Annotated in this window: 15 protein-coding genes; 9 read left to right on the top strand and 6 right to left on the bottom strand. The window is 71.0% G+C overall.

From position 1 onward, the window contains the following. The first annotated feature begins 77 nt into the window (after positions 1-77). Complete coding sequence (locus tag VT85_RS10015; protein ID WP_068414133.1) at positions 78-1,778, top strand: porin; 1,701 nt, start codon at positions 78-80, stop codon at positions 1,776-1,778. A 201-nt stretch (positions 1,779-1,979) separates the two neighbouring features. Here the strand turns inward: VT85_RS10015 and VT85_RS28375 are convergent, their stop codons facing one another. Together VT85_RS28375 and VT85_RS28380 are read right to left on the bottom strand one after the other, a co-directional pair. Then, complete coding sequence (locus VT85_RS28375) at positions 1,980-2,849, bottom strand: spermidine synthase (protein WP_068414136.1); 870 nt, start codon at positions 2,847-2,849, stop codon at positions 1,980-1,982. After that, entirely contained in the window at positions 2,846-4,258 is a 1,413-nt protein-coding gene (locus tag VT85_RS28380) for a hypothetical protein (RefSeq protein ID WP_068414139.1), read from the bottom strand. The genes VT85_RS28375 and VT85_RS28380 overlap by 4 nt, the downstream gene beginning before the upstream one ends. Before the next feature lie 151 nt (positions 4,259-4,409). On the opposite strand from VT85_RS28380, the gene VT85_RS10030 reads away from it, so the two are divergent. Beyond that, positions 4,410-6,344, top strand: coding sequence for an ABC transporter ATP-binding protein (locus VT85_RS10030; protein WP_068414142.1), 1,935 nt, complete (start codon positions 4,410-4,412; stop codon positions 6,342-6,344). A gap of 12 nt (positions 6,345-6,356) precedes the next feature. Here the strand turns inward: VT85_RS10030 and VT85_RS10035 are convergent, their stop codons facing one another. Beyond that, complete coding sequence (locus VT85_RS10035) at positions 6,357-9,323, bottom strand: sugar-binding protein (RefSeq protein ID WP_156512782.1); 2,967 nt, start codon at positions 9,321-9,323, stop codon at positions 6,357-6,359. A 254-nt stretch (positions 9,324-9,577) separates the two neighbouring features. Here VT85_RS10035 and VT85_RS10040 point away from each other — a divergent pair, with 254 nt between their 5' ends. From VT85_RS10040 to VT85_RS10050, 3 genes are all read left to right on the top strand, one after another. Continuing rightward, positions 9,578-11,854 carry a M48 family metallopeptidase gene (locus VT85_RS10040; protein WP_068414149.1) on the top strand — a complete coding sequence of 759 codons (2,277 nt, stop codon included), beginning with the start codon at positions 9,578-9,580 and terminating at the stop codon, positions 11,852-11,854. Between the two features lie 30 nt (positions 11,855-11,884). Next, positions 11,885-12,913: a Gfo/Idh/MocA family protein gene (locus tag VT85_RS10045; protein WP_068414151.1), complete on the top strand. Its 1,029-nt coding sequence runs from the start codon at positions 11,885-11,887 to the stop codon at positions 12,911-12,913. A 241-nt stretch (positions 12,914-13,154) separates the two neighbouring features. Then, positions 13,155-14,495 carry an MFS transporter gene (locus VT85_RS10050; RefSeq protein ID WP_082858496.1) on the top strand — a complete coding sequence of 447 codons (1,341 nt, stop codon included), beginning with the start codon at positions 13,155-13,157 and terminating at the stop codon, positions 14,493-14,495. 18 nt (positions 14,496-14,513) lie between these two features. On the opposite strand, the gene VT85_RS10055 is transcribed toward VT85_RS10050, so the two are convergent. Next, on the bottom strand, positions 14,514-15,620 hold the full coding sequence (locus tag VT85_RS10055; protein WP_068414156.1) for a glycosyltransferase: 1,107 nt from the start codon (positions 15,618-15,620) through the stop codon (positions 14,514-14,516). Between the two features lie 285 nt (positions 15,621-15,905). Here VT85_RS10055 and VT85_RS29850 point away from each other — a divergent pair, with 285 nt between their 5' ends. Beyond that, the gene (locus VT85_RS29850) at positions 15,906-17,375 is read left to right on the top strand and encodes a collagen-like protein (protein WP_197491196.1); all 1,470 of its coding nucleotides are present in this window, start codon (positions 15,906-15,908) and stop codon (positions 17,373-17,375) included. A 371-nt stretch (positions 17,376-17,746) separates the two neighbouring features. Here VT85_RS29850 and VT85_RS10065 read toward each other — a convergent pair whose 3' ends face one another. Together VT85_RS10065 and VT85_RS10070 are read right to left on the bottom strand one after the other, a co-directional pair. Then, the gene (locus VT85_RS10065; RefSeq protein ID WP_068414159.1) at positions 17,747-17,971 is read right to left on the bottom strand and encodes a hypothetical protein; all 225 of its coding nucleotides are present in this window, start codon (positions 17,969-17,971) and stop codon (positions 17,747-17,749) included. Next, entirely contained in the window at positions 17,946-18,563 is a 618-nt protein-coding gene (locus VT85_RS10070) for an RNA polymerase sigma factor (RefSeq protein WP_197491197.1), read from the bottom strand. The genes VT85_RS10065 and VT85_RS10070 overlap by 26 nt, the downstream gene beginning before the upstream one ends. Positions 18,564-18,864: 301 nt before the next feature. Here VT85_RS10070 and VT85_RS10075 point away from each other — a divergent pair, with 301 nt between their 5' ends. From VT85_RS10075 to VT85_RS10085, 3 genes are read left to right on the top strand one after another with little or no spacing between them, the layout of a single operon-like run. Next, complete coding sequence (locus VT85_RS10075; protein WP_068414165.1) at positions 18,865-19,344, top strand: flavin reductase family protein; 480 nt, start codon at positions 18,865-18,867, stop codon at positions 19,342-19,344. Between the two features lies 1 nt (position 19,345). Then, positions 19,346-20,809, top strand: a complete 1,464-nt coding sequence (locus VT85_RS10080) for an MFS transporter (RefSeq protein ID WP_068414167.1) — start codon at positions 19,346-19,348, stop codon at positions 20,807-20,809. Between the two features lie 23 nt (positions 20,810-20,832). Next, positions 20,833-23,283: a prolyl oligopeptidase family serine peptidase gene (locus VT85_RS10085; RefSeq protein ID WP_068414170.1), complete on the top strand. Its 2,451-nt coding sequence runs from the start codon at positions 20,833-20,835 to the stop codon at positions 23,281-23,283. Positions 23,284-23,321: the final 38 nt, after the last annotated feature.

Genomic DNA, 23,321 nt, shown 5'->3' on the forward strand with positions numbered 1-23,321 from the left:
GAATCGCGCGCCGATAAGGGAGACTGTGGAGGGCTGTCGGGCGGCTCGGATTCCCGTCGGGAAGTGGCGGATCGAAGATGCGTAGATCGTACGCGGGCGAACGGCGAGGGATTCGGCGGCTCGGCTGGGCGCTCGTCCTGGGGGTCCTGGGGGTCGCGTCGGCGTACGGGCAGAGCCCCAGCGTCGAGGATCGCCTCCGCTCGCTGGAGGACGCCAACCGGGCCCTGCTGGAGCAGAACCGCCTGCTCATGGAGCGCCTGGGCGAGGTGAGCGAGAAGTACGGCCAGGTCGATGAGCAGCTCCGATCGCTGAACAAGCAGCTCGACCAGGCGGTGGTGCGGACGGCGCAGGAGCAACCCCCGCGCAGCGACGTCTCGGACGAGGGGGGGGCCGGCGCCCGCGACAATCCGGCGGAAGGCCCGGCGGGGGGGACGATCGACCTGGGCGGGACGGCGGGCGACCAGCCGCCGCGGAGCAGCCGATCGGACGAGGGGGGGGCCGGCGCCCGCGACAACCCCGCGCAGCTCGTCAACCCCCGGACCCCCGGCGGCGTGACCCGGATCCCGTTCCGGGTCAACTTCGGCCCCGGCGTGGAATTCGAGACCGAAAACGAAGAATACCAGTTCCAGATCCACAACCAGACCCAGGTCGAGGGGCGGTTCTACACCCAGACCGACCAGACCGCCGCGGGGGGGTTCGACGTCCCCCGCCAGCGGTTCATCATCGCCGGCCGGCTCTCCAAGCCGATCGAGTACGACGCCTCGCTGGAGTCGTCCTACGGGACCGTGAACCTCCTGAACGCCTTCGTGAACTTCCACTACGACGACCGGCTGATGGTCAAGTTCGGCCGCTTCAAGGTCCCCTACCTCTACGAGTACTACGCGATCTCCAACGCCGACCTGCTCCAGCCCGAGCGCTCGGTCTTCGGTGCCAACTTCGGCCTGAACCGAGGCGCGGGCGCCCAGGCCTGGGGCCAGCTCTTCGCCAAGCGGCTGGACTACGCCGTCGGCCTGTTCGACGGCCCGCGCAACCAGCAGCTCGACTTCAACGCCGCCAAGGACGTCATCGCCTACGCCAACTACCGCCCGTTCCAGGAGAACCCCGACCTCCCCGCCCTGAAGTACTTCAACGTCGGCGGCTCGGTCGCCTTCGGCAACCAGAACAACCCGCTTTATCCCATGGCGATGCGGACGTCGGTCGGCGGCACGAACAACCCGGGGGCCTTCAACGCCGCCCCCTCGTTCTTCGAGTGGAACCCCAACGTCGTCGAGCGCGGCGACCGGGCGCTCTGGGGCGCCCACCTCGCGTACTTCTACAAGAGCCTCAGCCTGATCGGCGAATGGCAGTCGGGCTTCGCCAGCTACGCCGTCGCCAACCGCACCGGCGCCCGCCCCGGCCGCGTCCCCCTCGGCGGCTTCTACGTCGCCGGCGGCTACTTCCTCACCGGCGAGGAGGTGAACCGACGCTCCCAGGTCCGGCCCAAGAAGCCGTTCGACCTCCGTCGCAAGTCGTTCGGCCTCGGCGCGTTCGAGCTCGAAACCCGATACAGCGTCCTGACGATGGGCGAGGAAGTCTTCACCCAGGGCTTCGCAGACCCCAACCTCTGGACCAACCGGGCCCAGACCGTCGACCTCGGCCTCAACTGGTATCTGAACGAGTACGTCAAGATCTACCTCGACTGGCAGCACGCCGAGTTCGGCCAGCCCGTCCTGTACGCCCCGGGCAAGTTCCAGAAGAACAGCGACCTGTTCTGGATCCGCGGCCAGATCTACTTCTGATCCGACTCCGACGCCGAAACCGCGCAGGCTGTTCCATGATCAAGGTGGGGGATTCCCCGCGCGCCTCGGCGTTCCGACTCGCAAAACTCCGCCGGCACCGTGACCTTCGATGTCGAAAGCGCCGAACGAACCCAATCACGGACCCCGAAAACAAGACGCAAAAACAGACACCAAAAAGCCTTACAGCCGACGGCTTCGTTTTCAGGGGGCGGCGAGCGAAGCCGATTTCTCGGGCACGTCCGGCGGGGGGCGGCGACGGCCGAGGATCAGGTAGGAGGCGAGGTCGGAATAGTCGTCCGTCCAGGGGGAGGCGCCGGGGCGGGCGCCGGGGGGATGCCAGCCGTCGGCGAGGGGGGCCAGGTCGGCCTCGTTCCCGGCCATGACCGCCCAGATGGAGGGTTGCCAGCCGCCGACGCGGGCTTCGGGGGGGACGTCCAGGTCGTACCGGACCCGGCAGGCGAGGCCGGCGTCTCGGGCTTGCCGGGCCATCAGGGGGTCGAGGTCGAGGTAGCGGTTGGTGATGTTGAACGCCAGGAGGCCGCCGGGACCGAGCTTGCGGCGGTAAAGGGCGATCGCCTCGCGGGAGAGGAGGTGGACGGGGACGGCGTCCGAGCTGAAGGCGTCCAGGACGATCAGGGCGAAGCCGCCGTCCGGCGCGTCGGCCAGTCGGAGGCGGGCGTCCCCCTCGACGATCGCGACCTCGGCGCCGCCTCGGCGGGCGTCGGCCAGGTAGGTGAAGAGGGATTCGTCCTCGGCGACCCGGACGACGGCGGGGTCGATTTCGTGGAACGTCCACGCCTGGCGCGCCTGGGCGTAGCAGGCCAGGGTCCCCGTCCCCAACCCCACGACGGCCACCCTCGTCCCGGGCCTCCCCAGTTCGGCCCCCTTCGCGGCGAACAGGCCGCCGATCGGCCCCGAGCGGGTGAAGTAGGTCGTGGGCTCGCGGCGGAGCGTCGGGTCGAGGCTCTGCTGGCCGTGCAAGGTGCTGCCGTGCATCAGGCGTCGGGAGTGCGTCCCGGCGTCTTCCAGGACCCGGAACGCCCCGAAGAAGTTCCGCCCACGGAGGATCACCTCGCCCCCCGGTCGGGCGCGAGCCCCCCGGCCAGCAGCACGGCCCCGATCGTCAGCGCGAACCGCAAGGGGCGCGGGCGGGCCTTCCAGACCGCCAGCACGCCCAGCCCCGTCGCCAGCACCAGCGCGAGCGCCCCGGGGGTGGAATCGCCCAGGCCCGGCCGGGTCAGCAGCAGCCAGGCCGTCCCCAGGACCGCCGCCGGGATCGCCGCCTCGCGCGCAAACTCCTTAGCCCCTCGCGGTCGCGCGCCCGCCGCGAACGCCAGGCAGGCGAGGAAGACCGCCGCCGGATACTCGACCATCCGGTCGAACACCAAGGGCGCCAGGATCGCGCAGCAGAGGCTCCCCAGCACCCCGCCCGCGCCGATCGCCAGGTAGAACGAGGTCAATCGCCGGGCCGACGGCCGCGACTCCGCCAGCCGATGGTGACAGATCAGGGCCCCGACGAAGAAGGTGGCCAGGTGCAGTGGGGCCCAGGATAGGTGCACGAACCCCGCGGCCAGCACCATCGCCAGCGCCGCCGCCAGCCAGGGGAACGCCGGGGCCAGCCCCCGCACCCAGCGCCCGCCGACGCCCGCGAAGGCCAGGATGTAGGTGATCAGGTACACCCCCAGCGGGATCGTCCAGAGCAGGGGCATCGGGGCCAGGTCGGTCGTCAGGTGGGTCGTCAGCCCCAGGAGCCAGAGCGAGGGGAGCGCCGCCAGCCAGACCCAGCGGAGGGCGTCGCCGGGGGCGACCGGGGCGTCGCCGGGGGCGACCGGGGCGTCGCCGGCCGCCGCTTCCTCCCGGATCGCGCCCGAGCCCGGCCCTCGCCAGGCCGCCGCGGCGCAGAGCAGCGTCAACGCCGACGACGCGGCGAAGCCGACCGCCCAGGCCCGCGACTGCCAGGCGAGCGTCGAACGGGGCTCGATCAGGAGGGGGTACGCCGCCAGCGCCGCCAGATTCCCGGCGCAGCTCGCGGCGTAGAGGAAGAAGGGATCGCGGGCCGGCCGATCGCTCCCGCCCCCCCCGGCCAGGAAGTACCAGCGCTGGAGCAGGGGGGAGGTCGCCGCGATCAGGAGCAGCGGCGGCCCGGCCGTGACGGCCAGGCTCGCGAACAGCCAGAGCCCCGGCCCGACGCCGGCGGCCGTCGAGGCCGGATCGGCGGGCGGCCGGATCGGCAGGACGGCGAGGGCCGCGATCGACAGCAGGCCGTGCAGCGCCGCCTGGCCCCGCAGCCCCAGCCGGGCGGAGGTGGCGTGCGCATAGGCGTAGCCGGCCAGGAGCACCGCCTGGAAGAACAACAGGCATGCATTCCAGACCCCCGGCGTCCCGCCGAACGCCGGCAGCGACATCTTGCCCACCATCGGCTGGATGGCGAACAGCAGGGACGAGGCCGCCAGGGTCGCCAGCCCGAAAATCCCGATCAAACCCGTTTTTTTCATTACCCCCTCATAGACGACCCTTCGGATCCTACAATACAATCGTGCGAAGTCGAACAGTGCGGCTAGAATTGTCCCGAGGCCATGCCGGGATCGGCAGGTCGCGTCGGCTCGATCTCGGTTAAGGATCCCCCCGAAGTTGTCCCATCACCATTGGCCCGGCAGCCGTATAGGATTCCGGTCGTTCCTCCGCGCCCAGCGAGAAGCCCTCAAGCGACGGCCCGAGGAGGCTCCGCTCGACGATCGGAACCGGAATCACCCGGCCCTGCGGCACCGACCACTGCTGGAACTCTATCGCGAGCTGTACGGGCTGCTCAAAGGCCGACGCGCGACGTTCGCGACGGCGCTGTTGACGCTGTCGTTGGCGACGTTCCTGAAGCTGGTCCCCCCGGCGGCGACCAAGTTCGCGATCGACTACGTCCTGCTGGGCCACCCGATCCCGGCGTCGATCCTGCGGTGGTCGCCGGCGCCCCTGCCGGAATCGCCCCAGGCCCTGCTCCGCATCCTGGTCGTGGCCGTGGCCGCGGTGACGTTGCTGGGGACGTTCGCCAACGTCTGGGCCCGCTGGATCGCCACCAGGGTCAGCAAGCGGGTCCAGGTCGACGTCCGCCGCACGGTCTACGACCACGCCATGAGGCTGCCGCTGCACCGGGTCTACGCGCTGAAGTCGGGCGGGGCGTCGAGCCTGCTTCGCGAGGACGCCGGGGCGATCGGCGAACTGCTGTTCAGCATGGTCTTCAACCCCTGGCGGGCCGTCATCCAGTTCGCCGGCGGGCTGATCGTGCTGGCCTGGGTCGACTGGCGGCTTCTGGCCGGCGCGCTCCCGCTGCTGCCGGGCTTCTACCTCGCCGACCGCTTCTGGAACCGCACCATCCGGCCGACCTACCGCGAGATCCGCAAGAAGCGCCAGCAGATGGACGCCGCGGCGACCGAGGTGTTCGGCGGCATGCGGATCGTCCGCGCGTTCGGGAGGCAGCGGAGCGAGTCGATCCGGTACACGATCGAGAGCCACGTGATGGTCCGCCTGGAGCTCTTCGCCTGGTGGATCTCGCGGGTCGCCGAGGTGACCTGGGAGCTGCTGGTGCCGCTGGGCTCGGTCGTCCTGCTCTACTACGGCGGGTCGCAGGTCCTCTCGGGCCGGCTCTCGCTGGGCGACATGATGATGTTCCTGGTCTACCTGACGATGCTTCTGGAACCGATGGCCGTCCTGGCGACGAGCGTCACCCTGTTCCAGAACCAGCTCTCGGGCTTCGACCGGGTGCTCGACATCCTGGCGGAACCCCGCGAGATGACCGACCAGCCCGGCGAGCGCAAGGTCGTGAAGGGCCGGATCGCCGGCCGGATCACCTTGCAAGACGTCTCGTTCTCCTACCCCGGATCGGACCGGATGGTCCTGAGCCAGGTGAACCTGGACGTCAAGCCGGGGGAGACGATCGCGCTGGTGGGCCGGAGCGGGTCGGGCAAGACGACCCTGTGCAACCTCGTCGCGCGGTTCTACGACCCGACCTCCGGCGTGGTCCGGCTCGACGGCGTGCCGCTGCCGGAGTACGACGTCGAGAGCTACCGACGGCTCCTGGGCGTGGTCGAGCAGGACGTCTTCCTGTTCGACGGCACCATCGCCGAGAACATCAGCTACGGCGACCGTTCGGCCTCGCTGGCGCAGATCATGGAGGCCGCCGAGGCCGCCAACGCCGCCGAGTTCATCGAACGCCTCCCGGACGGCTACGACACCTTCATCGGCGAGCGCGGCGTCCTGCTCAGCGGCGGCCAGCGCCAGCGGCTGGCGATCGCCCGGGCGATCCTCACCGACCCCCGCATCTTCATCCTCGACGAGGCCACCAGCAACCTCGACAGCGAGAGCGAACGCCTGATCCAGCAGAGCCTGGGCCAGCTCCTCAAGGGCCGGACCTCGTTCGTCATCGCCCACCGCCTCAGCACCATCAAGAGCGCCGACCGCATCCTCGTGATGGAGAACGGCGTCGTCGTCGAGGCCGGCGCCCATGACGACCTCATGGCCGCCGCCGGCCCCTATCGCGACATGGTCGAGCTCCAGAGCCTCAGCGGCCAGCCGTGACCGCGGGCCGCCTCACGGCCTCCGCGCGATCCGCGAGTCCTGCCGCACCGTCCAGGTCTGGGGGGCGCCCCCCTCGGGCGTGAAGGTGATCGCGGCCTCGTAGCCCTCCGGCGTCCCCGCAAGGGCGACGTCGGGGACCCCGGCGGGCGCGGCGGGGAGGTCCAGCGGGTCGAGGCGGTCGGCGTATCGGCCGTTGTTCCGCCGGTACGCCCCCTGGGCGTGGTAGACCTGCATGAGCCGACGACGGACCGGCTCGGCGGGGTCCGGGCGGAAGGCGACGGGCTCGCCGCCGGGCTCCGCCTTCGAGAACTGGACGTAGCCCCAGGTCTCGGGCCGGTGCATGTCGACCACCCCCTGCGGCGACCAGACCCAGTTGTCCTCGGGGGTCTTCGGCACCTTCCGATATCGGCCGTCGACGACCTCGTGGAGCCACTCGACGCGCGAGAAGTTCACCCGCCACTGGTCGCCGTCGGCCGGGGGCGCGGGGCGGTTGGCCCGCTCGGCGAGGACCTTCCAGGGGAAGGCCAGCTCGACCGTCCACGACTCGTCGACGTCGCCGGGGGCGTTGAGGGTCCCCTGGATCGCCACCCCTTTGCGAAGGCCGGGGATCTCCCAGGAGTTGTCGGCCGGGCCGCCGTCGCGGTAGGGTTTGGGCAGGAACAGGTCCCAGCCGGTGTTCAGGGCGTTGATCTCGAACTCGTAGTACTCGTGGTTGTCGCCGTCGGGGTCGATGAAGACCTCGAAGTCGTCGTCCTGGAAGATGACCGCGTCGTGCTCGGTCAGAGTCCCCCAGACGTGGGGCTCCTCCAGCCTGGCGGCGACGTAGAAGAACTCGTCGTCCCAGAGCATCTTGGCGCGGGTCTCGAACCGGGGGCGGGGCTTGCGGTCCCCCTCGATGTCGACGAACGCGTCGGTCCAGGGGGCGGCCGTCCACGCCTCGTCGTCGAGCTTGCCGTCGACGACGATCGGCCGAGGCGCGCGGTAGGCGACGTAGCCCCTGGGATGTTCCGCGCCGCTCGCGGCGGCCTTGGCCGCCTCGGCGGGCGCCGCTTCCGGCTTGACCTCGGCGCTCTTGTCGCGGGGCTTGAGGATCTCGCCCAGGACGTCGGGCCTGGACTCGTCGCGGACCAGCGCGAGGTTCTTCACGCCGTCGCGGTAGGCCAGCGACAACGGCTTGAGGCGGTCGCCGTCGGCCAGCAGCAGGTCCACCTTGCCGCGCTCCACGCTCGCCGTCAGCGCGTCGCGGAGGGCCTCGGCGCTGAAGAGGCGGTCGTTGATCCCGACGATCTTGTCGCCCTTGGCGAGCCCCGCCTTGTCGGCGATCGAGCCGATCACGACCTCGGCGATCTCGCCTCCGTTGACGACCACGAGGCCGAGCGAGTGCTTCGCGAACGGTCCCGCGGGCGCCGCGCGACGCCCCGGCGAGGTCGCCGGCGGCCCCGCGCCGTACTCGATCCGGTAGCCCAGCTTGGCCACGAAATCGATCGGGAGCGCGTCGAGCGGCTTCGACACGCGGTCCAGCAGGAGCGTCTTCCAGTCATGCTCGACGACGCCGTCCAGGCATGCGACGACGTCCTCGAATGTGTACGGGTCGACCTTCTCGGGCTTCGTCGGGCCGCCGAGGAACGCCTTGCAGAAGTCGTCGAGCGACTTCGCGCCGGCGGTCTTCTCGCGGATCAGGGCGTCGATCTCCATCCAGAGGAGGCCCCCCTCCTGGTAGTAGTCCTGGCTGCGCCGGAGGGCGTTCCAGTTGGGGCTGGGGGAGCGCAGGAACGTCGAGGCGACGGCCGTGTCGTCCAGCGGACGCCAGCTCCGGCCGGACTGGAACATCAGGTTCTCGATCGTCTGCGTGAGCGTCTTGCGGTAGTCGTCGGGGCTGACCAGGCCCGCGCGGACCATCAAGACTTCGCCGAGGTACTGGGTCAGGCCCTCGTAGACCCAGAGCAGACGCGTGGCCATCGGTTGATGGAAGCTGTCGGTCGCCATCGCGGCCGGGCGCCGATACTTGCCGCACCAGGAATGGGCGTACTCGTGCGGGAGCAGGTTCGCGACCCAGCCGACGCGGCGGGCGTCGTCGATCAGGTCTCGCTCCCGGACGCCGTTGATGCTGGAAGACAGGTGCTCCAGGCCCAGATAGCCGAGGTCGTCGCTGAGGGTCGTCAGGAACTGGAAGTCGTCGTAATGGAACGACCCGAACATCGCGCCGGCCTCGCGGACCACGCGGCTGTACCTGGCGATCGTCTCGGGCGACAGCTCCATCGCCTCGGGGTTCTCGGACGCGACGTGGAACGTGGCCGGCGGGTACGGCCCGGTGTCGAGCTTCGTCGACTTGAGGTGCTCGCCGCCGATCAGCGGGGAGTCGATCAGGTCGACGAGCGAGACGGGCTCGAAGCGGATCAGGCCGTCCTCGCTCCCCTTCGTCTTCAGCGCCGTGGCGTATTTCCAGCCGGCCGGGAGCCGGATCGACGACGCGACGATCGTCTCGGCGGCGGTGGGTCCTTCGGGGTAGAGGATGCAGGTCGACCAGTTGACGACGCCGACCTTGGCGTTGCCGAACGTCAGGTGGCCGCTGGCCTCGACGGTCGCCTCGTTGCAGATCGTGTCCAGCGAGACGCGGACGCGGGAGACCCCCTCGGGAACCTGGCAGACGATCCGATAAAGCTCCAGGTCGTCGCGACGCCAGGGGACGGCCGCGCCGTCGGGCGTGGCGATACGGAGGCCCGCGACGTCCTCGTTCGCCCCGCAGGGGGCGTGCGTGCCGGGGATCCACTTGGGATGCCACAGCGCCAGCTCCGCGCCCGGCTTGCACGGCACGTCGATCGTCGCGCGGACGATCCGCTTCGGCAGGTCGCGGAGGTCGATCTCGGCCGTCATCGTCGGCTCGTCGGCCCTGGTCGCGGCCGTCGCGAGGACCAGCCCCAGCGCCGCCAGCCAGCCCGCCGCCCGCCGCCCGCCGCCGTGGTATGGATGCTCGATCAAGGACATGGACGCCCCCCAGGATGTCGCGACAGGCCCGCGCCCGGACGCGCGGGGACGCCCCATCGTATAAGAATCATCCGGCCGAGGAGAGGGGGCGCCGGGGACGCGATTTCGGACTCGTGAAACTTCTCGGCGACATGAGGGCATGCCATATTGAGGTGGGAGCGGTCGATCGTTAACATGCCGATTCGAGACGTGGGACAGCGTCGGGGAGACGGCGTCGCGGACGTCTCGGGCCGAGAGGGGGGCCTTCGATGGGCGATGGGGAAGAGGTTCGTCCGGGCGCGTCAGACGGCGTCGCCGCCACGATCACCACGGCGACGGCGACCCTGGCCGAGGGGGACGGCGGGTTCACGCCCGAGGAGGTCCGCGCGGCGTTCCGGGGGGCGATCCCGGCCAAGCGGCTGCCGACGGCGTATCGGCTCTGGACGCTGGTCGTGGCCTGCGTCATGGTGGCGCTCCCGTTGATCTACGTGGCGATCGTGGGGGCGGTCGGCTACGTCATGTACTGGCACGCCACCCACAACCACGTCATCTTCCAGAACGCGCGCGGCAAGGCGGCCGTGCTGGGCTACTTCGGCCCCCTGGTCGTGCTGGGGACGGTCCTCTTCTTCCTGGCGAAACCGCTGTTCGCCCGCCGTGCGCGGCCGCCCGCCAAGCGGTCGGTCACGCGGGAGGAGGAGCCGGCGCTCTTCGCGCTGGTGGACGGCGTGTGCAAGTCGGTGGGCGCCCCGAAGCCGGTGCGGATCGACGTCGACTGCGAGGTCAACGCCTCGGCCGGGCCGGAATCCGGCCTGTTCTCGCTGATGCGCAGGCGGCTGGTGCTGACGATCGGCCTGCCGCTGGTGTCGGTGTTCGAGGCCGACCAGTTCGCCGGCGTGCTGGCCCACGAGTTCGGCCACTTCGCCCAGTCGGCCGGGATGAAGCTGACCTACGTCATCCGATCGGTCAACGCCTGGTTCGCGCGGGTGGTCTACGAGCGCGACGCCTGGGACGAGGGCCTCAACGAGTGGTCGAGCTCGGGGAACATCTATTCGATCATCCTGGCGAACATCGCCCGGCTCCTGGTCTGGGCCTCGCGGCGGATCCTGTGGGTCCTGATGTACGCGGGCCACGCGGTGAGCTGCACGATGGCCCGGCAGATGGAGTTCGACGCCGACCGCTGCGAGGCGTTCCTGGCCGGCTCGACGACCTCGGTGGGCGCGACGCGGCGGCTCCGGCTCGCCGGCATGGCGCACGGCGGGGCGATGGGCGACCTCTCGATGTGCTGGAAGGAGGGGAGGCTCCCGGACGACCTGCCCCGGCTGATCGAGGCCAACATCCCCCAGATCCCGGAGGCCGCGGTCCTCTCGATCGACGAGGCGCTCGCCTCGGAGCGGACCGGCGTCTTCGACACCCACCCCGCCGACAAGGACCGGATCGCGGCCGTCCAGCGGCTCGACGCCCCCGGCGTGTTCCACATGGAAGGGCCGGCGACGGCCTTCTTCCGCGACTTCGACGCCCTCTCGCGCGAGGCGACCGCCGAGCACTACCAGGGCCTGCTGGGCGAGCCGGTCGAGCCCGAGAAGCTCCAGCCGTACCGCGAGATCGTGCGCAAGACCGAGAACCTCCAGGCGGGGTACAAGGCCCTCAAGCGGGTCTACGCCGGGACCCCCAGCTTCCACCGGGTCGTGCCGCTCCCCGCCGAGCCCCCGACGGCCGCCGACGACCTCGACGCGGCGCGCGGGGAGTTGGAGCGTCTTCGAGGCGAGCAGGCGGCGGCGAGGGCCGAGCACGACGCCCTGCTGGAGCCGGAAGGGGAGGACCTCGGCCGTCGCATCCAGGCGGAGGCGGCGGTGTTGCTCCTCACCGCAGGCTACCGCATCAGGCCCGACGCCTTCGGGCTGAAGGCCGCCACGGTCGACTCCGCCCGCTCGATCCTCGGCGAGGTCGACCTGGGGGGCGAGGAGCGTTCGCCGGCCCTCGACGAGTTCGACGCCCTCTGCGGCCGGCGGACGGCCGCGGCGCTCGGCGTGCTCGACCGCGACGACGTGGCGGCGGCCCTCGACGGCGGCGAGGCGCTCCGCGACGAGGCCCGCACCCTCCTGCCGATCGCCTCGACGCTGGCGGGCCGGGTCTGGCCGGCCCTCAACTCCGCCATCCAGGCCCGGGGCGTGATGCTGGCCGTCCTGTCCGACTTCCAGGGGAACGAGAAGAACGAGAAGCTGCACCGGGCCATCCGCGACGCCGGGGCCGCGCTCCACGCCCGGCTCGACGAGCTGAAAGGGGCGATGGTCGACGACCTCGCGTACCCGTTCGACCACGCCCAGAAGGGGCTCTCGATCGCGGAGTTCGCCCTCCCCGCCGTCCCCGACGCCGACGAAATCGGCGGCCTGCTGGGCGCCGCCGAGCAGGCGGGCGACCGGCTCGGGTCGTTGTACATGCGGATTCTCAGCCGGCTGGCGACGGCCGTCGAGCGGGTCGAGGCGCATCTCGGGCTCCCGGCGCTGGCCTTCGACGACGAATCGGGGGATAATCGCGCCCTCGAATGAGTCCGCCTGATTCGGCCCAAAGGAAGCACCATGAACGTTCGGATCGCCTCGTCGGTCGCCCTGTCCCTCTCGTACCTCCTCGCGACGGCGTCGGTCGCGCAGGAGGCCGCCCCGGCGGAGAAGCCGCTGCGTGCGGGGATCATCGGGCTCGACACCTCGCACACGGTGGCCTTCACCAAGCTGTTGAACGACCCCAAGGCCCCCCCCGAGGTCGCCGGCGTCCGCGTCGTCGCGGCCTTCGCCGGAGGGAGCCAGGACATCCCGTCCAGCCGCGACCGGGTGCCGGAATACACCAAGACGCTGACGGAGACCTACGGAGTCGAGCTGGTCGACTCGATCGAGGCCCTGCTGGAGAAGGTCGACGTGGTCCTGCTGGAGAGCGTCGACGGCCGCCCCCACCTGGAGCAGGCCAGGCCGGTCTTCAAGGCCCGTAAGCCGGTCTTCATCGACAAGCCGGTCGCCGGCAGCGTGGCCGACGCGATCGCGATCTATGACATGGCGAAGGAGACGGGGACGCCGGTCTTCTCCAGCTCGGCCCTGCGGTTCGCCCCCGGCATCGCCGCGATGCGCGAGGGCAAGCTCGGCGCGGTGGCCGGCTGCGACGCCTACAGCCCCTGCGAGCTCGAGGAGCACCACCCCGACCTGTTCTGGTACGGCGTCCACGGCGTCGAGACCCTCTTCACCATCATGGGGACCGGCTGCGAGGCCGTCTCGCGAACCTCCACGCCCGGCTCCGACGTGGCCGTCGGCGTCTGGAAAGGGGGCCGGATCGGCACCTTCCGCGGCATCCGCGACGGCGCCCCGCACGACTTCGGGGCCACGGTCTTCGGGGCCAAGGGCATCGGCCAGAGCGGCGGCTACGTCGGCTATCAGCCGCTGGTCGTCGAGATCGTCAAGTTCTTCAAGACCGGCCAGGCCCCCGTCTCCCCCGAGGAGACGCTGGAGATCTTCGCCTTCATGGAAGCCGCCGACGAGAGCAAGCGTCAGGACGGCCGCCCGGTGACGATCGAGAGCGTCGTCGCCAAGGCCCGCGCCGAGGTCGCCTCCCGCGGCAAGTGATCCGAGCCGGACGACATGATCGCAAAGGCCGCGCTCGCGACCCCTTCCCCCTTCGCGGGGGAAGGCGCGAGTCCGACGACCGGATGAGCGGGCGGCGAGCGTGAAAGCCGTCGCATCATCGGTCCGTCCGCGATGACGGCCCCCCTCTTCCGGCCTTCGGCCGCCTTCCCCCACCAGGGGGGGAGGCGAGAAATCGTCGGCATTCCTTGATGCGAATCCTTCCCGCGGAGCCTCTGATCCGATGACGGAAACTTCCGAGGCCACGACGCGAGTCCGGTATGGGGTGCTGGCCTTCCTGGCGGCGATGACGTTCGTCCTGTATCTGGACCGGGTCTGCATCGGGCAGGCGGCTCCTGCGATCCAGCGGGAGTTGGGGATCTCGGATACGAGGATGGGGTGGGTGTTCTCGGCGTTCAGCCTGTCGTACGTGCTGTTCGAGATCCCGACGGGACGCTGGGGCGACCGCTACGGCTCGCGCGGGGTGCTGACGCGGATCGTGGTCTGGTGGTCGGTGTTCACGATGCTGACGGGGGCGGCCGGGGGGCTCATGAGCCTGCTGGCGATCCGGTTCCTGTTCGGCGCGGGGGAGGCGGGGGCCTTGCCGAACTCGGCCCGGGTGCTGCGGGTCTGGTTCTCGGACTCGGATCGGGGCCGGGCGCAGGGGATCGTGGCGACCTCGATGATGCTGGGAGGGACCTTCGCGCCGATGGTCAGCCAGCGGCTGATCGACGTCCTCGGCTGGCGGGGGACGTTCTGGGCCTTCGGCCTGGTCGGCCTGGCGTGGGCGGCGGCCTTCTACCTCTGGTTCCGCGACGACCCCGACTCCCACCCGGCGGCGAACGAGGCCGAGCGCCGACTGATCACCGAGGGGAGGGGGGGGGAGGACGTGTCGAACACCCACGCGCCGATCCCCTGGCCCCTGGTCTTCCGCTCGCCCGACGTCTGGCTGCTGGGCGGGGCCATGATCACGATGGCGGCGATCTACAACCTCTTGATCTCGTGGTATCCCAAGTATCTCCAGCAGGCGCGCGGGGTCTCGACGGGGGACTCGGCGAACCTCGCCAGCCTGGTGCTGGGCGCGGGGGCCGTCGGCTGCCTGCTCGGCGGCTGGCTGACCGACCGCCTCTCGAACGGCCCCGCCGGGATGCGCTGGGGGCGGACGCTCCAGTGCGTCCTGGGCGCGGCGGTCGCGGCCGGGGCGCTGGCCGGGAGCCTCTCGGTCGACTCGCCGACGGCCTCGGCCCTGCTGGTGGCGCTGGCGCTCTTCGGGGTGCAGATCCAGGTCCCCGCCTGGTGGGCCGCCGCCACCCAGGTCAGCGGCCGGCACGTCGGGGCGTTGTTCGGACTCATGAACATGATCGGCAACGTGGGGGGGATCGTCTCCCCCTCGTTCCTGGGCTGGTTCGTCGACGCGATGAAGGAGTCCGGCCGCACCGGCCGCGCCCAGTGGGACCCCGGCTTCTGGATCTACGTCGGCGTGGCCCTCGTCGGCCTGGTCTTCTGGCTGCTGATCGACCCGCGCCGGGTCGTCGAGGCCGAGGGACGCGCCGACGAGCCTCACCCGCAGGCGGCGGGGGCGTAAGGTCGAGACCGCGGCGCCTCAGACGCGAACGGCGGGAAGCTTCTCGACGCTGAGGCGGCGGTTGACGGCGACCTGCTTCGCAAGATCGGGCGGGAGGTTCCCGCGCGTCAGGAGGCGGTCGGCGACGGCGATCGCCTCGGCGTGGCCTCCGGTGTAATACAGCGAGACGCCGTACTCCAGCTCCAGCAGGTAGTCATAGACCGTCCGCCAGACGAACAGCCGCCGGGGATCGGGGCGGGGGACGTCCAGGGCGCGTCGGAAGAACAGCTGGGCCGTGTGGAACTCGCGGGCGGCCTGGTGGTGCATGCCGGCCTTGTACAGGGGCTCGGCGCGGTCGGGCGAATGCTCGAAGGCGGTCAGGTAATCCGCCAGGACCTCGGGCCAGGCGTCGCCCCGGCGCTCCCGGAGGACGGCGATCTGGAAGAGGGCGTACCAGACCTCCTCGGACCACCCGCCCATCGCCAGCCGACGCCGGTAGTTCCGGATGGCCAGGTCCAGCTCGCCGGCGTCGCGATAGCTCTGGGCGAGATAGAAGACGTACCGCTCGTTGGCCGGCTCGTCGACCAGCGCCTTCTCCAGCAGGAGGGCGTCGCGGCGATAGGTCAGGGGATCGTGCGCGCGGGCGCCGTCGTGGGTGACGATCGTGCGGAGGCCGGGCAGGTGGGCCTCGGTGCGGGCCTCGGGGCAGGTCAGGTACTCGTGGAGCACGCCCCGGTACTTCCACGGCAGGGCGCCGCGGACGAGCTGCTTGCGGTGGTAGCAGGTCGAGCCGTAGTGGACGGTCACGTCGTAGGAGTCGGCCTCGAGCTTCGGCCGCTCGAAGCCGTCGTCGAACGCCAGGGTCTCGTCGGCGTCGATGGTGAAGGTGTACGCCGCACGGTCGCGGGCCGCGTCGAGCACCTCGTTGCGATTGTGGGCGAAGTCGACCCAGGGGCGCTGGAGGAGCGTGCCGGGGAGGCCGCCGAGCGCGTCCCGGATCAGATCCTGGGTGCCGTCGGTCGATCCGGTGTCGGCGATCACCCAGGTATCGATGAAGGGCCGGACCGACTCCAGGCAGCGACGGATCACCGGGGCCTCGTCCTTCACGATCATCCCGAGACAGATGGTCGATTCTCGCGCGTTCATCAGCCTCTCCGTTCCGATCCTCAAGCCTCGCCTCGCCTCGCCCGACCCTTCGCCAGCCCGCGCGGACGCGTTTCCATGCCGGACATGATCATACGACGGCCCCGCGCCGATCAGGACCGATCCGCGAGATTTCCCGTCTCCGCCGGGCCGATCGACGAAAACCGCCCATTCGGCCGCTTCGCCGTCAGACATCGTCGCCCGACGTTCTAAGGTTCTCAACAGTTGATCCGGCCTGATGGACCGGCCCCCCGAAACTCCGCATCCGCGCACTTGAGAACCCACACGATGAAGAAGCGGCCCAGCGTCAAGTATCGTGCGAACTTCCAGGACATCCTCGAACAGCGTTCGATGCTGAACGCCTCGAACCCGCTCGCCGACGCGGCGATGAACGCGGCCGAGGTCCGGCCGTGGATGGCTCGCCATCAACAGTTCGGCAAGCTGTTGCAGGCCCAGCCCGGCGTCGAGACGGCCGCCCTGTCGGCGACGCCGCCCGCCTCGGGCGTCCCGGTCGTGGCGTTCCGGGGCCGGATCGCCGGCGTGGCCAACGGCGAGGTGACGCTGACCTTCCGGGTCTACGACCGCAACCGGACCACGGTCCTGTTCGAGGAGACGCAGACGGTGGCGGTCAGCCGCCGGACGTTCAACGTCTCGCTGGGCGCCGCCACCCCGGGCGGCGTGCCCGCCGACCTCTTCGCCAGCGGCGCCGCGCGATTCGTCACCTACACGCGGGCCGGCTCGACCCGCCTCGGCGGGACCGGCCGGCTCCAGCCGGTCGGCCTGTCGTACATGAACGTCCCCGGCCCCCAGGGCGAAACCGGCGCCACCGGCGCCACCGGCGCCAACGGGACCGACGGGGCGACCGGGGCCACGGGTGCCCAGGGTGATCCGGGCGTCGACGGCCTGAACGGGGCGACGGGCGCCACCGGGGCCACCGGCGCGGGAGAGACCGGGGCCACCGGGGCCGCCGGCCCGATCGGAGCCACGGGCGCCACCGGGGCCACCGGGGCAACGGGCGAGACCGGTGCGGGTGCCACCGGAGCCACCGGAGCCACCGGAGCCACTGGGATTGATGGGGCCACGGGCGCCACCGGGGCCACGGGAGCCACGGGAGCCACCGGAGCCATCGGGGACGTCGGGGCCACCGGGGCCACCGGGGCCACCGGGGCCACGGGAGCCACGGGAGCCACCGGGGACACCGGAGCCACGGGCGCCACCGGAGCGACGGGCGCCACCGGGGCCACCGGAGACGTCGGGGACACCGGAGCCACGGGCGCCACCGGGGCCACGGGCGCCACCGGGGCAAGCGGGATCGATCCCAGCAACGTCGTCTTCTCAGCGACCTCGGGTGCGGTTTATACGGGGATAGTGGCGGTCTATACCCCCGTGGACGGGGCAGCTGCCGCAGGCCCCGGTTTCACGATCACTTCGACCGACGACAAGATTTTCGTCATCGGCGACCTCAACAACATTACGCTTTCGGGCGTTGCCCCTTCGGTGAGTCTCGAGCTGGCGTTCGTCGTCGAGGTCAACGGCGTCGTTGAGGCGGTACCCAACGGCATCCAGACGATCGTGGCTCTCACCAACGTAGGCTCATACAATGTCTCGTTGAACGGCGTGGTCGGCGGCTTCCTCCCTGGCGACGTCGTCAAGGTCTACCTCGCCAACACCACTGCGATGGCGCTGATCGGGACATCGATCAGCTTCGGGAACGGGATGTCCACGGCGATTCTCATCTCCGCCGCGCCGCTCCCCTGATGCGTTCGGAGGGCGTCGCGAGAACCAGATCTCGACCTCTCGGATGTGAGAACGCCGAGTCTTGAGAATCAGGACGGGGGCGAATCCATCGCCCCCGTCCCGAATTTTTTTTGCCGTCCTTGGGCCTTCGCGACCGGATTTCGAGGGAGATCGTCCGGTCCGGCCACGGATCGGCGACGCGTTCTCGATCGGGAGGGCCTGCGCCCTTTCCGACGTCGACGCGGACTCCGAGATGTTGCGCCGGCCGACGACGCCGACTGCATCGCCGCGTCCTTCGTCGACGCGACGCCCCTGGCGCCGACGGTCAAGATCGGCGCGGGGTCCTTCCCTCGCCCGCCGAGCAACCTGCGCCGTCGGGGATCGGTTCGGGCTCAGACCCCCGAAGTCCCCGTCCGCAAGACGAGAGCCGTGGAGGCGGGCCGGAGGTCGGGCGCGAGGGCGGATCGGATGTAGCTGATCTCGCGCCTGAGCCGCTGGACGGCGCGGCGGCAGCGAGGGCAAGCCTCGACGTGGGAGCGCACGCCCGGGGACGAGTCGTCCCCGGCGGCGCAGGCCAAGAGATCGCAGTTCTCAGGGCAGGCGATCGTCCGGGTCATGTTTGAGCTCCTCGTCGTAGCGCCGGCATAGTTCCTTGACGTCCTGGAGCACCCGCCACGAATTGACATAGACGGCATCCGTCTTCAGTCCCAGCTCCTCGGCCACCTGGGCGCCGGTGCGGCCGTGGACCACCGAGAGTTCGAAGCAGGCCCAGACCCGCTCCGACTTCCGCCGCCGGACCTCCGCGAAGGCGAACTGGAGGATCCGCCGATGGTGGCTGTACTCGAACTCCCGGCGCTGCCGTTCCTCTTCGTCCTCACGGGTCGCCAGCACCTGGCTCACCCAACCGTCGAGCGCCTTCTTCTGCGAGTTCCGCCGCCGCGCCTGGTCGATCAGGGTGTGGCGAGCGACCGTGAACAGCCAAGTCCGGAACCGCGTCCGGGAGCGGTCGTAGGTCTGGATCTTCTTGAGCAGCTTGAGGAAGACCTCCTGGACGAGATCCGACGCGTCCCCCTCGGGGAGCCCCTGCTTGCGGAAGTACGCCAGCAGCATGGGCTTGTAGATCTCGTAGAATTCCCGCCAGCGGTCCGGCTCTTGATCCCGAACGCCCTCGATGATCGAGGCCCTCGTGTCTGCTTCAGTGCTGGCCATGGTATAGGTCCGGCTGTAACAGGAGAAGGTCCGACGCATTCCCTTGGTACGACGTGCTGATCCAGCCGACAAGTTACCAACAATCATTGCGTGCGGCACGAAAAAACCGGAATCCGCCGTTCCTTTTCGGAAACGTCGCGGGGCCTCCCCCCCAGCCTTACTCCACAGATACGTCGACGGCGGATCGAGCTTACACCGCGGGGTCGGAATCCTCGGCGATCGTAGTAGAATGGGACGCCGGGCGGATCGCCCCTTCCTGGGCGGCGCGGCGGCGGATGCATGAGGGAGTCGGAGACCGAACATGGCGATCGACGCGTTGATCCAGCGCAAGGTGATGGGGCGGTTCGCGACCGGGGTGACCGTGGTGACGACCGGCGGCTCGATGGGCCTCCACGGGCTGACGGCCAACGCCGTGACCTCGCTCTCGCTCGACCCGCCGCTGATCCTGGTCGCGGTGGACAGGCGGGCGCACAGCCTGGAGTTCATCAAGGCCAACCGCTGCTTCGCCGTCAACATCCTGCGGGTCGACCAGGAGGAGATCTCCCGGCGGTTCGCCCGGCCCGGCCCCAAGGATTTCCTCGGCCTGGACCTGACCACCGACGCCACCGACGCGCCGATCATCGCCGGCGGCCTCGCCTATCTGGACTGCCGGCTGTACGACGTCCTCCCCGGCGGCGACCACGAGATCTTCGTCGGCGAGGTCGTCGGCGGATCGGTCCAGGAGGAGGAGGGCGATCCGCTGCTCTACTTCGCCGGCGGCTACCGGAGGCTCGCCGACTGACATGGGCTCGACGACCTCTCCCGAATCGCCGGAGGCGGCCCCGTCGGGAGGGCTCGGCCTCTCCTCGGCCCACTGGTGGATCCTGGCCGCCGCCGCGCTCGGCTGGCTGTTCGACGCCATGGACCAGCGCCTGTTCATCCTGGCGCGGACGCCCGCCCTCCGCGACCTCTCGCCGGCGACCGCCCCCGCCGACCTGCCGACGCTCGCCGGCTGGGCCACGGCGCTGTTCATCGCCGGCTGGGCCACCGGCGGCCTCGTCTTCGGCCTGATCGGCGACCGCTACGGCCGGGTGCGGACGATGGGGCTGACGATCCTGATGTACTCCGTGTTCACCGGCCTCTCGGGCCTGGCTCAGTCCTGGCCGGAGTTCGCCGCTTATCGCTTCCTCTGCGGCATGGGCATCGGCGGCGAGTACGCCGCGGGCGTCGCCTTGGTCGCCGAGGCCATGCCGACGCGGTGGCGGGCGCTGGCGCTGGGCATGGTCCAGGCGGCCTCGTCGATCGGCGCGATGATCGGCTCGGGGCTGAGCGTGCTGATCGGCCCGCAGTCGCGCGTCGGCGGCTATGCGGGATGGCGCCTCCTCTTCTTCTTCGGCGTGTTCCCCAGCGTCCTGTTGGTCCTGCTCCGCCTCCGGGTCCCCGAGCCCGACCGCTGGCTCCGCGCCCGCGACGAGGCCCGCCGCGACCCCCGGCCCGGCCGTAAGATGGGGGACGTCCGGGAGATCTTCGCCGACCCGGTCCTCCGGCGCCGCACCCTGATCGGCATGACCCTGGGGATGGTCGGACAGGTCGGCCTCTGGAGCATCGGCCTCTACACGCCCGAGCTGGTCCGCGACGCCCTGTTCCAGGAGCGTCGGACCGAAGTCCTGGCCGAGTTCCGCGACCGGGGCTGGGACGCCTCGGCGATCGCCGCGGCCTCGAACGTCGACCAGCTGGCCCACGAGTGGGCCTCGCGGGAGCAGGCCGACCCCGCGCCCCGGCTCGCCGGGTGGAAGGCCGAGGCCGACGGCTACGTCGGCTGGGGGACGCTCCTGCAAGACGTCGGCTCGCTCTTCGGCGCGCCGTTCTGCACCTGGATCGCGATCCGCTTCGGACGCCGACGCGCGTTCGCGACGGCCTACGCGATGGCCCTGGCGTCGGTCTGGCTCGTCTTCCTCGGCCTCTCCAAGGGCCCGGACGTCTACTGGATGCTGCCGCTGCTGGGCTTCTGCACCTGCGGGATCTTCGGCGTGATCGTCGTCTACCTCCCTGAACTTTACCCGACCCGACTGCGGACGACCGGCATGGGCTTCTGCTACAACATGGCCCGATACCTCACCGCCGCCGGGCCGGTCCTGCTGGGACGCCTGGCGCTCGGCGCCGGCGGATACTCCCGCGCGGCGCTCATCATGTCGTCCATCTACGTCCTCGGGCTGATCGTCGTCCCCTTCGCCCCCGAGACCCGCGGACAGCCCCTTCCCGATTGATTGACTGATCGAGGAGTCGCCCCATGCTCCGCCGACGATTCGCGACGGTGCTCCTGCTGCTGCTGATCACCGCGACGGCGACCCCCGCCGAGCCCCTCGTCCTCCGCGAGGGCCTCGTGCTCCCCGGCGGGCGTCGCGGCCGTCGCGAGGCGATCCCCGCCGACCCGGTCGTCGCTCGGATCGTCGCCGGGACGTGGACCCCGCCGAAGGCCGGCGAAGCGATGGACTTCGGCGAGGGCCGCGACCGCAAGTGGGAGCCGATCCCGTCGCAGGACGACGGCTTCCACGCCCCGCCAGGGTCATACCTCGCGGTCGACGCCGAATCCCCCGAGGACCGGGTGATGATCCTGGAGGCCTCCGGCCACGGCGCGGCCTACGTCGGCGACGAGCCCCGCGTGGGCGACCCGTACGCCACGGGGTACGTCCGCCTCCCGATCAAGCTCCGCAAAGGGTCGAACCCGATCCTGTTCCTGGGGGGCCGGGGGCGGCCGATCCCGGTGAAACTCGCACCGCCTCGGGCGTCGGCCGAGCTGAACGCGGGCGACGTCACGACGCCCGACCTCGTGGAAGGGGAGGCCCTGGAGGCCGACGCGGCCGTCGTCGTCCTGAACGCCTCGGACGCCCCCCGCGAGGGCCTGGCGATCGTCGCGCGGGTCGACGGCGGCCCCGAGGTCCGCACGCCCGTCCCCGCGATCCCCCCGCTCGCGATCCGAAAGGTCCGCTTCGCGATCCGGGCCGAGCCGAAGCCCGGCGCGGCCGACCGGCCGCTGGAAATCCGGCTGGTCGACGGCGACGGCGACGGCTCGAAGCTCGACGAGGCGACGATCCCGCTGAGGAACCGACGCCCCGACCAGGAGCGCAAGCGGACCTTCCTGAGCGACATCGACGGAAGCGTCCAGTATTACGGCTGGGTCTCGGCCGCACCCGCGCCCGGGGGCGATCGGCCCGGCCTGATCCTCACGCTCCACGGCGCGTCGGTCGAGGCGATCGGCCAGGCGGCGGCGTACCGGCCCAAGCCCGGCCTGCACATCGTCGCCCCGACGAACCGCCGGCCCTACGGGTTCGACTGGGAGGACTGGGGCCGCAAGGACGCGATCGAGGTGCTGGAGAAGACCTCGGCGGAGCTGGGCGTCGACTCCCGGCGGACGTACCTGACGGGGCACTCGATGGGGGGCCACGGGACCTGGCACCTGGGCGTGACCTTCCCCGACCGCTTCGCCGCGATCGCCCCCAGCGCCGGGTGGGTCAGCATGTTCAGCTACGCCGGCGCCTCGCGGGCCGAGTCCCCCGATCCGGTCGACGAGCTGATCGCCCGCGCGACGAACCCCAGCGACACCCTGGCGCTCGTCCGCAACGTGGCGGGGCGGGGGGTCTACGTCCTGCACGGCGACGCCGACGACAACGTGCCCGTCTCCCAGGCCCGCTCCATGCGCGAGCAGCTCGGCGCGTTCCATCCCGACTTCGCCTACTACGAACGCCCCGGCGCGGGCCACTGGTGGGGGAACGAATGCGTCGACTGGCCTCCCCTGATCGCATTCCTGCGCGAGCATGAGTCGCCGCCGATCGACCAGGTCCGACGGGTCGACTTCGTCACGATGAGCCCGGGCGTCTCGGCCCGGTCGGCCTGGGCGACGATCGAGTCGCAGGCGAAGTCCCTGGCCCCCAGCGCCGTCCACCTGGCGTCCGCCCCGGAGAAGCGGCAGATCGAGGGGACGACGGAGAACGTCGCCCGGCTGGCGATTGAGGTCTCCACGGCTCCCGGCCCGCTCGATGTGACGCTCGACGGCCAGGCCCTGAACGGCGTCGTCCCCGAGGGGGGCTCGATCCGGCTGGCGCGGTCCACGGACGGCGCCTGGTCGGCCCTGGCCGGTCCCACGCCCCCCGACCAGAAGGGGCCGCGCCGCGACGGGCCGTTCAAGGAGGCGTTCAACCATCGCTTCGTGCTCGTCCACGGGACGACGGGGACTCCCGAGGAACGGGCCTGGGCGCTGGCCCGCGCGCGATACGACGCCGAGGTCTTCTGGTATCGCGGCAACGGCTCGGTCGACGTCGTCTCCGACGCGGCCTTCCTCGACCCGGCGCGGGCCGACGAGTTCCGCGACCGGAGCGTGATCCTCTACGGCCACGCCGGGAGCCACGCGGCCTGGGGCCCGCTCCTCGGCGACGGCCCCGTGCGCGTCGATCGCGGCGTCGTCCGGGTCGGCGACCGCGAGATCAGGGGGGACGACCTGGCCTGCCTGTTCGTCCGACCCCGGCCGGGGAGCGCCGTCGCCTCGGTCGGCGTCGTCTCGGGGACCGGACCGGCGGGGCTCCGCCTCAGCGCCGCGCCGCCGTACTTCGTCTCCGGCGTCGGCTTCCCGGACCTGACCGTCCTCCGCGCCGGCGACGGCGCCCGGCCTCCGCGCGCCGTCGCCGCCGGCTACTTCGGCGACGATTGGGGCGTGGATTCGGGCGAATTCGCCCACCGCGACTGATTTCCGGCGTCCCCCTCCCCGCACCGCACTGGCCGGCC

The organism is Planctomyces sp. SH-PL62, from assembly GCF_001610895.1.
In the GTDB taxonomy this organism is placed as follows: Bacteria; Planctomycetota; Planctomycetia; order Isosphaerales; family Isosphaeraceae; genus Paludisphaera.